The organism is Parasutterella secunda (assembly GCF_016901835.1).
GTDB classification, from domain to species: Bacteria; Pseudomonadota; Gammaproteobacteria; order Burkholderiales; family Burkholderiaceae_F; genus Aphodousia; species Aphodousia faecavium.
Genome location: NZ_JACJKX010000012.1, coordinates 56171 through 70661 on the forward strand (window position 1 = coordinate 56171; position 14491 = coordinate 70661).

The 14491-nt window shown below is 48.4% G+C and carries 13 protein-coding genes; 3 read left to right on the plus strand and 10 right to left on the minus strand.

Annotated features, from left to right (window positions below; genetic code table 11):
* Positions 1 to 38 precede the first annotated feature (38 nt).
* Positions 39 to 599: a sugar transferase gene (locus H5985_RS07040; protein ID WP_205050607.1), complete on the plus strand. Its 561-nt coding sequence runs from the start codon at positions 39 to 41 to the stop codon at positions 597 to 599.
* Positions 600 to 1254: 655 nt separating this feature from the next.
* On the opposite strand, the gene purF is transcribed toward H5985_RS07040, so the two are convergent.
* The 5 genes from purF to accD form a co-directional block, all read right to left on the minus strand.
* The gene (purF, locus tag H5985_RS07045; RefSeq protein WP_205050608.1) at positions 1255 to 2748 is read right to left on the minus strand and encodes an amidophosphoribosyltransferase; all 1494 of its coding nucleotides are present in this window, start codon (positions 2746 to 2748) and stop codon (positions 1255 to 1257) included.
* A gap of 52 nt (positions 2749 to 2800) precedes the next feature.
* Complete coding sequence (locus tag H5985_RS07050; RefSeq protein WP_205050609.1) at positions 2801 to 3286, minus strand: CvpA family protein; 486 nt, start codon at positions 3284 to 3286, stop codon at positions 2801 to 2803.
* A gap of 17 nt (positions 3287 to 3303) precedes the next feature.
* Complete coding sequence (locus H5985_RS07055; protein ID WP_205050610.1) at positions 3304 to 4356, minus strand: SPOR domain-containing protein; 1053 nt, start codon at positions 4354 to 4356, stop codon at positions 3304 to 3306.
* 3 nt (positions 4357 to 4359) lie between these two features.
* Positions 4360 to 5628 (minus strand): bifunctional folylpolyglutamate synthase/dihydrofolate synthase, encoded by a 1269-nt coding sequence (locus tag H5985_RS07060; protein WP_205050611.1) that lies wholly within the window; start codon positions 5626 to 5628, stop codon positions 4360 to 4362.
* Between the two features lie 81 nt (positions 5629 to 5709).
* Complete coding sequence (gene accD, locus H5985_RS07065) at positions 5710 to 6591, minus strand: acetyl-CoA carboxylase, carboxyltransferase subunit beta (RefSeq protein WP_205050612.1); 882 nt, start codon at positions 6589 to 6591, stop codon at positions 5710 to 5712.
* A 292-nt stretch (positions 6592 to 6883) separates the two neighbouring features.
* Between accD and H5985_RS07070 the strand changes: the two genes are divergently transcribed.
* Entirely contained in the window at positions 6884 to 8263 is a 1380-nt protein-coding gene (locus tag H5985_RS07070) for an ATP-binding protein (RefSeq protein ID WP_205050613.1), read from the plus strand.
* Positions 8264 to 8275: 12 nt separating this feature from the next.
* Here H5985_RS07070 and truA read toward each other — a convergent pair whose 3' ends face one another.
* Together truA and H5985_RS07080 are read right to left on the minus strand one after the other, a co-directional pair.
* Entirely contained in the window at positions 8276 to 9055 is a 780-nt protein-coding gene (gene truA / locus H5985_RS07075) for a tRNA pseudouridine(38-40) synthase TruA (RefSeq protein WP_205050614.1), read from the minus strand.
* Positions 9055 to 10851, minus strand: coding sequence for a FimV/HubP family polar landmark protein (locus H5985_RS07080; protein WP_205050615.1), 1797 nt, complete (start codon positions 10849 to 10851; stop codon positions 9055 to 9057). The genes truA and H5985_RS07080 overlap by 1 nt, the downstream gene beginning before the upstream one ends.
* Positions 10852 to 11024: 173 nt before the next feature.
* On the opposite strand from H5985_RS07080, the gene H5985_RS07085 reads away from it, so the two are divergent.
* Positions 11025 to 11294 carry a hypothetical protein gene (locus H5985_RS07085; RefSeq protein WP_205050616.1) on the plus strand — a complete coding sequence of 90 codons (270 nt, stop codon included), beginning with the start codon at positions 11025 to 11027 and terminating at the stop codon, positions 11292 to 11294.
* On the opposite strand, the gene murJ is transcribed toward H5985_RS07085, so the two are convergent.
* The 3 genes from murJ to H5985_RS07100 form a co-directional block, all read right to left on the minus strand.
* Positions 11282 to 12832 (minus strand): murein biosynthesis integral membrane protein MurJ, encoded by a 1551-nt coding sequence (murJ, locus tag H5985_RS07090; protein WP_205050617.1) that lies wholly within the window; start codon positions 12830 to 12832, stop codon positions 11282 to 11284. The genes H5985_RS07085 and murJ overlap by 13 nt on opposite strands.
* Positions 12833 to 13035: 203 nt before the next feature.
* Positions 13036 to 13290, minus strand: a complete 255-nt coding sequence (locus H5985_RS07095; protein WP_205050618.1) for a type II toxin-antitoxin system RelB/DinJ family antitoxin — start codon at positions 13288 to 13290, stop codon at positions 13036 to 13038.
* A 596-nt stretch (positions 13291 to 13886) separates the two neighbouring features.
* A partial coding sequence (locus H5985_RS07100; protein WP_205050619.1) for an RNA-guided endonuclease InsQ/TnpB family protein occupies positions 13887 to 14491 on the minus strand: 605 nt, incomplete at its 5' end.

Here is a 14491-nt window from a genome sequence, read left to right on the forward strand (position 1 = left end):
CGAGATAAGTTACTCATTACAAGTTTTTTTCTTTATTCATGAAGCGCCTTCTCGACATTGTGCTGGTTTTGGCATCCCTGCCTTTGGTCGTGCCTGTGGCGCTTATTGTATCCATTGCCATTAAACTGGATTCCCCCGGTCCCATTCTGTACTGGTCCCCGAGAATCGGCAAAAACGGCAAGCCTTTTGCCATGCCTAAGTTCCGCTCAATGAGTATCGGGGCTCCTGTGGTGTCGGCAGAACAATTTCTCACTGCCGATCACTACATCACCCGTGTAGGCGCCATCTTACGTAAAACCAGTCTTGATGAAATTCCTCAGTTTTGGTCAGTGCTGGTGGGCGACATGAGTCTGATCGGGCCTCGTCCCCTTTTGCCGATTGAAAAGCATGTGTTGAAACTGAGAAAGGCTGCCGGCGTTGACAAGCTCATGCCCGGCATTTCCGGTTGGGCTCAAGTCAATGGCCGAACCTGCATCAGCGGAGACGATAAGGCCGCTCTTGATGCCGAATACCTTGAAAAACAATCCTTGTGGTTTGACATCAAAATTATCGGACTCACGATCCTTAAGGTTCTCAAGCAAGACGATATTGTTCACTAATTTAAACGCCTACTAGTGCGCTCAAATCTGCCGTTACGCAACCGGGTTGTTACGTTTTTTGATAATTCATTACCCTCTTTTGTAACGTTTTTTGAGATTACATACAGTGATTTTGTAACGTTTTTAAAGTTCTCCCAACAGCTACTTAACAAGATTTCTCTATTTAATTTCAATGTGAGAGTAGCCGTCACCAAACTCAACCAGAATTAAATAGCGACCGGTCAGATAGGTAGCCAACTCACTGGAAAGCATATAGACATTGGAACACATAAATATCAAGTTTGTCGCGTGTAGCAAAAATGGCTTTCATGAACGTCTCTGTCCTATGAGCACTTTGATCAAACTATTTCCTCTCTACTGTTTGAGCCGATCGCGATCATAAGAACGATCAATAGTTTTACTCATGATTTAAATAGTTTCTAAAAATTCGGTTTTATTAATTATGTTTTAAACTTCCCGAGTATTCGTCATTTTTATAACTCATGGATTAAAAAAACATAAATGCTCAAGATTTTTAAAAGCAGTTAAAAAGTTAAGCTGGTGGGTAGCAAAAAATTAAGACACAAAACAACTTGTCATAAAAAATTTGCCAAACAAAAAGAGGAAGGCTCCAATTAGGGATCTCCTTCCTCTTACGATTTAAATCAGCGTCTGATTAATCTTCTGCAGACTTTTTGGGTTTAGCCTTAGCGGCTTTGGCCTGCGCTTCAAGTTTGGCCAGATATTCTTCAGTCACGTCCCCCGTGACATACTCCCCGTCAAAGCACGAGCATTCAAAACGTTCAATGGCAGGATTCATGTCGTGGAGCGCCGCCTTGAGATCTTCAAGACGTTGATACACCACGGCATCGGCTTCAAGAAGCTTGCAGACCTCATCATCGCCCTTACCGTCACCGCAGATCAATTCGGCACGCGTCGGCATATCAATGCCATAGACGTTCGGGAAACAGACTCGGGGAGCAGCACTAGCCACAAAGACCTTCTTCGCACCGGCTTGCTTAGTCATGCGAACGATCTCACGCATGGTGGTTCCGCGCACAATGGAATCATCCACCAAGAGCACATTCTTATCTTTGAATTCCACCGCCATTGCATTTAATTTCTGACGCACGGTCTTTTTGCGGATAGCTTGTCCCGGCATGATAAAGGTACGGCCCACGTAGCGATTCTTAATAAAGCCTTCGCGATAAGGCAAACGCAGGCGTTGAGCTAATTGTTGAGCAGCCGGTCGGGAGCTATCCGGAATCGGCATCACCACATCGATTTCGTCAACCGGAATACGGCGGGCAACCTGGTGAGCCAAGTATTCACCCAAACGCAGGCGGGCACCGTAAACCGAAATGCCGTCGATGACACTATCGGGACGGGCAAGGTAGACGTATTCAAAAGCGCAGGGCACAAGTTCTGCGTGCTCAGCACACTGTGCTTGGTGAATCTCGCCTTGCATATCCACCCAGATGGCTTCACCCGGGGCCACGTTGAGGATAGTCTCGTATTCCTGAGCTTCAAGCACATCAGATTCAGACGCAAAAATCACGTCACGGCCGTTTTCGCCTTCTTTGGTTCCGTAGCAAAGCGGACGAATACCGAAGGGATCTCGGAAAGCGACCATGCCCTTGCCGGCAATCAAGGCGATGCAGGCATAGGCGCCCTTGACGCGTTTGTGCACACCGCGAACCGCTTCAAAAACGATTTCAGGCGAAATCTTTGTGTTTAGCGTCAGGCGGGAGAGTTCATCGGCAAACACATTTAACAGCACTTCGGAGTCACTTGTCGTGTTGATGTGACGGCGGTCGGAATCATAGAGCTCTTGCTTGAGCGCTTCGGCATTGGTGAGGTTGCCGTTATGCACAAACATGATGCCGTAAGGGGCATTGACGTAAAAAGGCTGACTTTCTTCGTTGCTGTCGGCATTACCTTGGGTGGGGTAGCGCACCTGACCCACACCGCTATTGCCTAACAAATCGCGCATATCACGCGTTCTGAAGACATCGCGCACCAGGCCCATCGCCTTATGCATATGAAACGTCAAACCGTCAAGCGTTGCGATACCGGCGGCGTCCTGTCCGCGATGCTGCAATAAAAGCAGCGAATCGTAGAGCCGTTGGTTCACCGGCTCATGAGAGAAAAGTCCCACAATCCCACACATTTGATAGCCTCATCGGTTAAAAATTAAAAAATCTTCACCTCACCAAGACGGATTATTTGCGAAGTTGGGCGATGGAATCCGGCATTAACGGCATCATCCAATCGATCACATTTTCCGCCAACGGAATACACACAGAGTGCCTCCACATTTGAGTCGAGGTCGCGCTCGTCATACCGGCCAAAAACACCACCGCGCAGACAAAGACTACACCGCGCAAAAAGCCGAAAACACTGCCGAGAACCCGGTCCTCAGCACTGATTCGTGCCACTTCCAGCATTTTGCGCAAAATTGTTCCCAACAGACCGATCGCAAAGACGCACGCCACACAGATCAGCACCGCCGCAATGATCGTGCGGATGGCCACACCCAAACTTTCAAGCGGGATATAGCCCGCGAGTTCCGGCGAAAATCGAATGGCAAATACAATGCCGATGACCCAGCCCACGATCGATAAAATCTCGCGCACGACGCCCCGCGTTACCCCCACTACGGTGGAGAGCACTAAGACGATGATGATGGCCCAATCCAATTCATTCACGATGGTCTATCCTTTCTTTATTGACGAGCGGCTTCCCGAAGTTTTTGAGCGATTATGTCTTCTTCGCGTGTGTTCTTCAAGAGATCTCCTAAAGGATCAGCGCTCGTCGGTTTTGTTTGCGGGCGTTGCGTTTTTTGTGCGCCGGAAGTTGCAGCACCTGTGCTCTTTTTTACTTCCTTTTTCACAGAAGCCTTATCTTTTGGAGCCTGTGCGCTCTTTTTGATTTCCTGAGCGGCCTTTTTCGGCTGCTCAGAAGCGGTCTTTTTCACCGCAGGCGTCTTAACCGGCTGCGCTTTCGGTGCTGCCTTAACCGGTCGGGCCTGGGCATTGGCTTCCTGCACCGTGCTCTTTAAGGTGCGAGTCGGTGCAATACGGTTGATATCTTTTTTGGCACTGGCTTCAACCTGCACGGGTAAGTGAGAAATCTTTTTCGTATCGAGAAACTTCGCAACACGCTCGGCTTCTTCACGATTTTTAAATAAACCTAAACGCACCCGCCAAAGGGTGGCCGATTTTTTTTGAACTTTCACGGAATAGACGGGAAGCCCCATAGCCTGAAATCTTGCCATCTCACGCATAGCTCCTGCCTCACTTGAAGTGGCCAGTACCTGAATGTAGAGTGTGCCTTCGGTCGAGGGCGCATAGCTGTGGGGAGCAACCTCTTCGCTTTTTACCTCAGTATCAGACTTTGCTACTTTGTCAGCTTCTTCTTGCCCGACGTCATTGGGTTTTGAAAGATCTTTCAAGGCACTTGCATCAGCCGGCATCGAAACGGGCTTACGGTCATTGACAGGAAGCTCCATTTTGTAGAAAGGCTCTTTGGCAATCGGCGGAATCTCGGTGAGCGCATGCTTATCGCCTTCAATCGCAGGCGTTTCAAAAAGAATCGGAAGCGTAGTCACGAGTGCGGCCACAATCACCACGGCGCCTACCAGGCGATGACGAAAACGCGCCTTGACTTGGCTGACTTCCAAGTCCTTGTCTTCGTTCAGAGTCGAAGACGGCTGAGCCTGTTTTTGCTCAGACTCTTTCCAAAACGCATCAGGGGTAGGCTTATCGGATGGTTGCATTTTCTAGACTAACGGCAAAGCCGCGGTAACCGTGACAAAAGAACCGAAGACGACGATTGTATCAGTGATTGCCGCACGGTGCTTAGCGGCTTCAAATGCCGCATCAACCCCGTCGCACACGGTGATTTTACTGCTTGAAACACCAGCTTCGAGCATCACGCGGTGTAACGCTTGAGCTGTCGCCCCCCGAGGCCCCGGCAATCCCGTGATAAACCACTCGTCGATCACCTCTGACATGATTTTTACCACATCAATCATGTCCTTATCGGCAAGCATACCGAAAACGGCAAGCGTTTTGCCTCGACATCCCAAGTCTTTTACGTTTTGAGCAAGAACCACGGCTGCGTGAGGATTGTGCCCCACATCCAAAATCACACAAGGATCGGCACTTACCTTTTCAAATCTGGCTGTCACCCGCACGGTCTTTAAGCCTTGAGCGATCTGCTCTAGGGTAACCGGCAACTTATCCATTAAAGAGGCTACCAGAGCCAGAACCCCGGCCGCATTATCCAATTGGTTACGACCGGCTAAAGCGGGTTTGGGTAAGTCCCAAATGAGACTGCCCATCTCAAATCTCATCTGCTCGGCATCCACGGGTTTGATTGAAAAATCGCGCCCTGCCAACATTAACTGACAGTCCATTGAGTCTGCGTACTGCAAAAGCTTCACAGGCGGATTTTTATCCGCGCAGACTGCAGGGTGTCCCATTCGGTAAATATGGGCCTTTTCCCAGCCAATCGCATCGCGGGTATTGCCGAGATAGGCTTCATGATCAATGCCTACCGTGGTCACAATGGCAGCGGTGGACTCCAGGGCATTGATGGCATCAAGCCTGCCACCTAAACCGATTTCCAGAATCACCACATCGGGCTTGGCTTTTTGAAAGGCCCGCAAAATTCCCAGTGCCGTGAATTCAAAATAGGTAAGCGGCATTGAGTCTCTGGCCGCTTCCACTTCTTTAAATGCCTCAACCAACACGCGGTCAGCCACTTCCAGGCCGTTAATGCGAGCCCGTTCGTTAAAGCGCAGCATATGAGGCGACGTGTGCATCGCTGTTTTATAGCCCGCACTTCGGTAAATCGACTCCAGCATGGCGCAGGTACTGCCTTTGCCATTCGTGCCGCCGACCGTGATCACCGGGCACTCAAAACGAATCCCCAAACGCGCGATCATCGTCTTCATACGACCCAATCCCAACTCAATCACGTTCTCGGGATGTGAGGCCAAAATGTAGTCCAACCAGTCGGTTAAAGTATCTTTACCTTGAGACATTTTCTCATCCAAAAATGACGCGACCACGCTCGCTGGCGTGGTCTGATACGTCAATGAATTTTAATCAAATTCTCAAAAGAATTAATCAGAATCGGTAATACGCTTTCTCATGAGCATCGCCATGATCTCAGCGATGTTAGCGCGCATTTCTCGGCGATCAACAATCATGTCGATAGCGCCTTTTTTGAGTAGGAACTCCGAGCGTTGGAAACCTTCAGGTAACTTTTCACGCACGGTCTGCTCAATCACACGTGGTCCTGCAAAACCGATAAGCGCACGGGGCTCAGCGATGACCACATCCCCCATGAAAGCGAAACTTGCTGAAACGCCACCCATGGTCGGATCGGTCAGAACCGAAATAAAGGGAAGCTTTTCCTGAGCAAGACCGGCAATCGCAGCGGTCGTTTTTGCCATCTGCATAAGGGAGAGGAGCCCTTCTTGCATACGTGCGCCGCCTGAGGCCGCAAAGCAAATAAAGGGGCACTTTATGCGCGTAGCTTCTGCTACCCCTCGCACGAACCGCTCACCCACAACCGATCCCATGGAGCCGCCCATGAAATTGAATTCAAAAGCAGCGACAACCACAGGCAGTCCGCGAAGCGTACCGCGTTTGACAACAAGCGCATCGGTTTCACCCGTTTTTTGTTGAGCCTGGGCAATGCGAGCCGGATAAGGTTTGCTATCGACAAATTTCAAGGGATCCGTGGGTTGCACTTCCTGAGTGATTTCAACCTGACCCTGCGCGTCCAAAAAGTTCTCCACGCGTTCACGGGCTTTAATTCGCATGTGGTAGCCACACTTTGGGCATACCATGAGCGAGTCCTTGAGCTCTTCGGTATAGAGCACCTGTTCACAACTGGGGCACTTAGTCCAGAGCCCCTCGGGGATCATGCTTTCTTTCTTCTCGGCCTTTTCCGATTCATTTTTATGAATTCGGGGCAACAACCGATCAATCCAACTCATGACACTATCCTTAAATTAATTCTGTACAAATTAATACGGTCTGTCATTTTATCAAATATGGCTAACCATTCCGTATACCTATTTTTGGTATTTTTTGATGATTCAAACTCTTTGCCTACTATGAGGACTGTTGATTAGGTTATGCCTTAGTCATTTTTCCTTTGTCGGGACATCTCAAACAAACAAATCACATTTTTATTAATAATTATGTGATAGTTTTCACATTTCTATTAAAATTTTCGTGATTTGTTGGTAATATCAAGTTATAAACAAGACAGGAAAGGAAATATCTATGCAGCGCTCGATAATGGAAAAACTCATTGATTGGAAAAACTCACCATACAGAAAACCGCTTATTTTGAAGGGAGTCCGACAGGTTGGGAAAACCTGGATTTTGAAAGAATTCGGTCGCCTCTACTACCAAAACGTAGCCTATTTCAACTTTGACGAAAACGAGGAGTTCAAACAGTTTTTTGATACCACCAAAAATGTCTCGAGAATTCTTCAGAATCTGACGATGGCGAGCGGTCAATCCATCAAACCGGAAAAAACACTGATTATTTTTGACGAAATTCAGGATTGCCCGCAAGTTATCAATTCTCTGAAGTACTTCTGCGAAAACACACCTCAATACCACATCTGTTGTGCGGGTTCCCTACTGGGTATTGCTTTGGCTAAACCCGCCTCATTTCCCGTCGGCAAAGTCAATTTCCTTCAAATAGATCCCATGACCTTTGACGAGTTCTTACTGGCCAACTCAGACAATAATCTCGCCTCTTACCTTAGCAGCATTAACTCAATAGAACCAATACCGGATGCCTTTTTCAATCCTCTCGTGGAAAAACTGAAAATGTACTTTGTCACAGGAGGAATGCCGGAATCGGTTTTAATGTGGACTCAAGCTCGAAACAGAGAATTAATGCAAGAGACACTTTCAGCTATTTTAGAAGCCTACGAACGCGATTTTGCCAAACACCCGAGTGTCAGCCAATACCCTAAGATCTCTATGATCTGGAAGTCGCTTCCCTCCCAATTAGCAAGGGAAAACAAAAAATTTTTGTACAAAGTTGTCAAAAACGGAGCTCGCGCCCGAGAGTACGAAGATGCTTTGCAATGGTTAGTGGATGCGCGTTTAGTTCATAAAGTCTATCGATGTAATAAGCTCGGTTTACCGATGGCTGCCTACGACGATTTGAGTGCATTTAAGCTGTACTGTGTTGATGTCGGACTGCTTCGCTGTCTGTCTCAGTTATCACCGAGCGCTTTCGGGGAGGGAAACCGTCTCTTTTCGGAATTTAAAGGTGCGCTCACGGAAAACTTTGTTCTTCAAAGTCTGATCTCTCAATTCGAGGTTGTCCCTCGCTACTGGAGTCAACTCAATCCGCCCCACGAAGTCGATTTTCTTATCCAACGCGAAAATGATATTTTCCCAATAGAAGTTAAGTCCGACACCAATATCAAAAGCGCAAGCCTCAAAAAAATTAAAGAACTCTTTCCTGATCAAATCAAACTGAGAATCCGGTTTTCTCTTGAAAACTTAAAGCTCGACAATGACCTTTTGAATATTCCCTTATTTTTGGCCGATCATACCGATCGATTAATTGGTATCGCTCTTGAACACATTGGGAAGATAGCAACTCGAGAAAATCCCAACAACAAACAATCGACTTAGACAAAAGGAAAATCAAAAGATCCAGGGAGCAGGACTATAGGAAGGTAATCCCAATTCTTCAGGATAGTGCACACCTACCAAATACAGTCCTGCTGCAGAAAATGTGGGTGCAGCCACCGTACGGTTGCGAGCTTCAAGCACCGCTTTAAACCAGGCAACGCTTTCCCTACCCGTCCCCACATAAACAAGACTTCCCACAATGTTGCGGACCATATGGTGTAAAAAGGCGTTGGCTCGGAGTCTGATGCCGATCATCCGGTCATAACGTTTAACCGTAACTTCATGGATCGTTCTCACGGGGCTTTTAGCCTGACATTCAGATGCCCTGAAACTCGTAAAGTCCTGCTCGCCCAACAGATATTGGGCGGCCTCTTGCATCTTGACTTCATCGCAGGGTCTGAAAACCCAGCCCACGAGACCGTTCATAAGGGGAGAGCGAACGGGGTCATTTAGTATCCAATACTCATAGGTGCGTTCAGTGGCACTGAATCGTGCAGAAAAATCGTCAGGCACTTCGCATGCCCAGCGAACAGCCACACTCTCAGGTAAAAAAGTATTGACGCCTCGCACCCACGCGGTCATGGGACGCGTAACCGGTGCTTCAAAATCCACTACCTGGTGCGTGGCATGAACACCAGTGTCGGTGCGACCGGCGCAGACAGTCGAAATCGGCACTGTTGCAAATGCTTTCAGTGCCGACTCCAACGTATCCTGAACGTTGGGCACTTCGGGTTGGGTTTGCCAACCGCAAAATGCCGCTCCGTTATATTGAATGCCTAAAGCAACCCGCATCAGGCGCGCTCATGCACTTGCTTTAAAAGCGCTTCAGCCTGTGCCTTATCCGCGGCACTACCCTTTTGCAAAACTTCCTGCAAAAGTGCAATCGCTTCGTTCTTTGCACCGATCGAAATGAAGGAGCGAGCCATATCAAGCGAATCCTTCATTCCGTGATCGTCCACTGCAGGGGCTGCCTTCTCAGGTTTTTGAGCAGGAGCGGGTGTCTGAAGCGGTTCATCATCTGCCACCAGATCAAATACATTGGCTGATGCCGTTTGCGTGGTCTTGGTCTGCTCAACCGTGCGGGGCATTTCGGGAACAGGTGCAGGACGCGGTGCCATGCGAGGCTCTTCACGAACCGGTTCATGCTTGACCGTTTCAACCGTGGCAGCAGGCTGGGGTTGAACAGCACGCGGTTGAGTCACTTGCGGCGCTTCTTGACGGAAAGCCTGCGGCTCTTCGCGACGACCCTTATTCATCACGTTCTTAAAGGACTGGAAGTCCACGTAGCGGCCTTGCTTTGTGCGCCAGTATATAAATCCTGCCGCACCCAACATCAACACAATCAGGAGGTACCAGAACCAGGAGCTCGATTCCTCTTCAACAGGCGCCGGCTCATCGGTCATGATTTCAAGCGTAGGCATGGATTCCTGTACAGTAGGTTCCGGTTCAGTCGTATTTTGTTCGGCTGAGAGCACTCCGTCGGTCACAGGAGCTTGTGTGGTCTCAGACTGAGGCGCGGTTTGCGTGTCTGCTGAGGGCTCTGTCGGGGTAACTGTTTCAGTCGGTGTCGTCGTCACAGTACTATCGGGCGTGACCTCCGGCGTGGCAACGGGCTCAGTCTTTACCGGTTCGGCCACGGGCGTTAACACCTCAGGTTTAGTCACCTCAGGCTTTGTTTGCTCAACAGGCTTTACGGTCTTCTGAGGAGCCGGACGTTCAGCTTTCTTAGGCTTAGCCTTGATCGGCGCCGGTCTTTGAGCCACTTCATCAATGGAAAGACCCTTTTGAACAATTTCACGGGCGGTTTGGGCATTGATGGATTCGACTAAAGCAGCGGATGGAGCGGTCACCTTAGCCCCTGCCTTTAATTGACGGACGTTACCCGCGGGGAAGGCTTCCGGGTTTTCAATGGCCAAGGCCACCAACACCTGGTTAACGCTCGCATTGGGATAGCGCTTTTGATAGAGCACGCCCAATGACCAAGGGGTGTAGCCGGCTTCTACCAAAACAGGTTTACTCAAATCGTAATTCTTAGACTGCATGCGCTCCAATGGCGTCATTTCAGTCTTGGCTGACTGCACGGGTTGCGCCGCACGGACGGTGGCAGGCTTGGCTGCCGGGGCTTGACGCGCCGCTTCAACCGGTTTGGCTTCAGTCACCGGCGCCGCGCCCATGGCTACAACTTCCACGGGTTCAACGGTACCCGTTGCCCCCACGTGAATGTTGTACTGACGAACCGTGATTCGGCCGCCTTCATTGAGTTCCACTAAAAGGGGAAATGCGCGTTCAACTGCAGGCTTATTGCCCGTGATACGAAGCGTAAGCGGAGACTTACTGATGAGTGCCAGATTCAAACCTTTAGCACTTTCGGGCATCGTAATGCCGTACTTGGCATAGGTATCGGCAGGAGCAAGACGAGCCGTTAAAGACGTCCCTGTGGGCGAAACATCATGCACCAGGAATGTGGCCTGAAAATTTTGACTGCTTTGGCTTGTCACTTGAAGTTGACCGAGATAAGCTGCCTGAGCGGCACTTCCCACCGCGAGCATCACACCCAACACCAAGGCCTTTTTGGAAAAACTCTTCATCTTTGGCTCCCCCGCCCCGTCGTCCCCCTGTTCCTTTTTAAGCTGCAGACGACGAACTTTTGCTTACGAAAATACTTCTTGGAATCAATCGTAATACTGATTCACGTATACTTGTCGAATTCTAAATAGATCCCGTTGTCTTTTGGGGATTTTTAACGATTAGGAACGAAAAAATGTCTGTTGATCGCCAATGGCTCATCGATGCTCTCACGGATGCTTTGGAAACGTTGTCTGAAACGGTTGAACGACTGGAAGACGAAAGGCTTGATGCCGAAGAAGTCATGTTGGACGACTTAGCCAATGTTTACGCAAAACTTAATTTTGCCGTCAATACCGCTGAGACGGGTCCTGCCGCCATTGACACTACGGACCACGATCAACTGATTCAGTGGCCCGAGTGTATGCCGTTTGACCGAGAAGAAGATATTGTTCAGATATCGTAGCGAGGCTTTAAGTGACGGGGTCTTAAACCCATCACCACCAAAAGTCCGAAATAAACGACAAGGGCAGCGCCGATGTAAAGGAAAATGAGACCAGCGCGCTTGAGCCACTCGCTTTGCATCGCAGCCCAGTCAATCCCCTGCTGCAAAAAGGCAATCGCCGCAGCCATGGCAAGCGTCGCGATAATGATGCGACCTAGCCATAATCCCCAACCTTTAATCGGTTGATATTGCCCTCGACGAATCAAAATCACTAAAAGCGTGGCGGCGTTAATGCAACTGCCCACCCCTACTGACAAAGCTAAGCCAGCGTGCGCAAAAAGCGGCACAAAACAGATATTGCACAGCTGCACGCACACAAGGCTCACTGCTGCTACTTTCACGGGCGTGCGGATATCTTTTCTTGCGTAAAAAGCCGGTGCCAGAATCTTAATCGCAATAAGGCCCAAAAGACCGAATGAGTAGCCCATCACGGCAAGGCTCGTTTGGTAGACGTCAGAGACTAAGAAGTTTTTACCTTGATACAGAAATGCCACCAAAGCATCGGCCATCAGCCCCAAACCCACCGCCGCGGGAATAGCCAAAAGAACCACCAGGCGCAGACCGTTATCGAGCAGGGCGTTGTATCGGACAAGGTCATTTTTGGCAAAAGCCGCCGATAAACTCGGCAACAAGACAGAACCCAACGCCACCCCCAAAAGTGCCGTCGGAAATTCCATCAAACGGTCGGCAAAAGAAAGCCACGTCACCGACCCCGTTCCCAGACGCGAGGCAATATTGGTGTTAATCAAAAGAGACAACTGAGCCACCCCCACCCCAAAAAGCGCGGGGATCATGAGTCTCATCACACGGATAACGGAGGCGTCCTTGGCGGCTTTAAAAGGATTGACGGGGCGAGGCAAAACACCCAACTTCTTTAACGACGGAATCTGAATACTTAACTGCAATACGCCGCCCACGATCACAGCCACGGCCAATGCAAAGATAGGACGATCCAGATGCGGAGTAAGCAAAAGCGTAAAGGTAATAAAGGAGATATTAAGGAGCACCGGCGTAAAGGCAGGAATCGCAAAATGCTTCCAGGTATTGAGAACACCTGCACTCATCGCCACAAGGCTCATAAAGAAGATGTAGGGAAACATCCAACGGGTCATCTCGGTCGCCAGATCAAACCCTTCAGGGTTTTGAGCTAAACCCCCTGCAATTAACCAAACGAGAATCGGAGCGGCGATTACACCGATTAAACTCGTTAAAACCAAGACGCTTGCCAAAAGGCTGAAAACTCGATCAATGAAGCTTCTGACCTCATCTTGAGACTTCGTAGCTTTAACGTCCGAGAGCATCGGTACAAAGGCTTGTTGAAAAGCACCTTCGGCAAAAAGGCGTCTGAGCATATTGGGCAGACGGAAAGCGACATAAAAAGCATCCGTTGCGGCACTTGAACCAAAGTAGCGCGCAATGAGCATATCTCGCACTACGCCTGTAATGCGGGATAAAAGAGTGAGGGATGAAACGGTGGCTGTAGCCTTAATTAAACTCATTTTGTTAGAAAACAATCAATAATCTGCACATATTACTGCATACCGGAGCACTTTTCGTTTTTTAAGGTACAGTTTTGCGAAAACACTCATGACTTGTGTAGCTGTTCTTGCCTGTGTTGAATTGCGCCAACTTCCATCGATGGCACAATACAAACGGCTCAGCCTTAACGTCAAAAAGATAAGCTCATAGTTAATTTTCACAATTAATCCTCGATCAGATCATGAGAAATTCCGTGACCGACATTGAGCTCCTTAATACCTTCTTGCAAATGCCTTAAATTTGAATCTGAATAAAAAGGATCAATAGCCACATCAAAAGGGATTCGTTTCTCACGAACCATCTTTTTCGCAAAAATCGTGAACGCCGTCGTCATACTTAAACCTAACTCAGTACAGACAGCCTCAAGATTTTTCTTCAATTCTGAATCCATGCGGATACTAACTATTGCCTGAGACATGCTATCTCCTCATAATTCACTGGATTTGTAATGACAATGTATGGCTATTAGATATTATTTGAAAATACCATGTAAAAAACATTACCATATCATGACATTTAGTATTCAATTAAGCCGTATTTTATGCCCTGATAGTTTTTTCTTTTAGGCTTCGGAAAATCTGAACCTTAATATCGCCAAAGTTTTGAATCTCGACAGGTCCAGTAACATAAAAAACTGTTAGGACAACGTGAAAGGTTCGCTTTTACCAAATATAGAAATGTCCTATTTGGAAAAAGCTAAAAATTCAGAAAACATTATGCAGACGTAGCCGCTCATTCCTTAGCAAATGACAATTTTTGGCAGATTATCCATCATGACTTTCTAAATATACGGATAGGGAACTCCTCTATAAGCTCCCTTCAGGTAACATTTACGGAAATTATCGATATTGCGACTGAATTCAAAATCTGCAATTCGCCGAATGTTTGTACCCTGAACTCCTTCTTGTTCAACAAAACCGACCTCTGAAATCGATAAACGAGATGAGCCAAGCAAATCCGTATTGTGTAGCTTGACATCCTCCCCGTAGTGAACAACGGGGATTCCCTACTGCGTCATCGGCTCTCGCCGATGATCACTTCGATGGGTTCCTGCTGCTGACCCGCGCAATGGATTGACTCCATCCGCCGATTCACTCGAGCTCGGCCTTCTTCGCCGAGTTCCCCACAGGCTGACATGCACTGCCCGCGCACCTTAATATTTCTTGCTCCCACTATGTCGGCATTGTCCTGATAACCGCAAGCCAGACATTTAAAATTCGCCTGACTCTTGCGGTTCTCTTTTGACTCATGCCCACATATCGGACAAGTCCGGGAAGTGTACTGAGGCGACACCTTAATGACGATCCCGCCTCTTTGCTCACACTTCCACTGCAATCGTTGGAAAAACTTCCCCCAGGCCTGATCCAATATCGCCCGGTTTAAGCCCGATTTCTGTGCCACATTATGACCTGGTTCTTCAAGCGTCCCTGCGGCACTTGCCGTCATATTCTTTATCTTTAAGTCCTCGCGATAGATCACAGCGTGTTTTTTGCTCAGATCCAACGCAACCTTATTGATAAAGTCCTGACGAATGTTGCCTATACGTTGATAGAGTTTGGCGATTTCCTGTTGGGCTTTTTTCCAATTACTGCTGAATTTTTCCTTTCTCGATAATGCCC

Bases quoted from the DNA above. Each gene is read 5' to 3' on its own strand.
- H5985_RS07095 (WP_205050618.1), bottom strand. From the start codon at position 13,290: ATGTCTCAGGCAATAGTTAGTATCCGCATGGATTCAGAATTGAAGAAA.
- H5985_RS07055 (WP_205050610.1), bottom strand. From the start codon at position 4,356: ATGCAACCATCCGATAAGCCTACCCCTGATGCGTTTTGGAAAGAGTCT.
- H5985_RS07070 (WP_205050613.1), top strand. From the start codon at position 6,884: ATGCAGCGCTCGATAATGGAAAAACTCATTGATTGGAAAAACTCACCA.
- H5985_RS07085 (WP_205050616.1), top strand. From the start codon at position 11,025: ATGTCTGTTGATCGCCAATGGCTCATCGATGCTCTCACGGATGCTTTG.
- murJ (WP_205050617.1), bottom strand. From the start codon at position 12,832: ATGAGTTTAATTAAGGCTACAGCCACCGTTTCATCCCTCACTCTTTTA.
- accD (WP_205050612.1), bottom strand. From the start codon at position 6,591: ATGAGTTGGATTGATCGGTTGTTGCCCCGAATTCATAAAAATGAATCG.
- purF (WP_205050608.1), bottom strand. From the start codon at position 2,748: ATGTGTGGGATTGTGGGACTTTTCTCTCATGAGCCGGTGAACCAACGG.
- H5985_RS07080 (WP_205050615.1), bottom strand. From the start codon at position 10,851: ATGAAGAGTTTTTCCAAAAAGGCCTTGGTGTTGGGTGTGATGCTCGCG.
- truA (WP_205050614.1), bottom strand. From the start codon at position 9,055: ATGCGGGTTGCTTTAGGCATTCAATATAACGGAGCGGCATTTTGCGGT.
- H5985_RS07060 (WP_205050611.1), bottom strand. From the start codon at position 5,628: ATGTCTCAAGGTAAAGATACTTTAACCGACTGGTTGGACTACATTTTG.
- H5985_RS07040 (WP_205050607.1), top strand. From the start codon at position 39: ATGAAGCGCCTTCTCGACATTGTGCTGGTTTTGGCATCCCTGCCTTTG.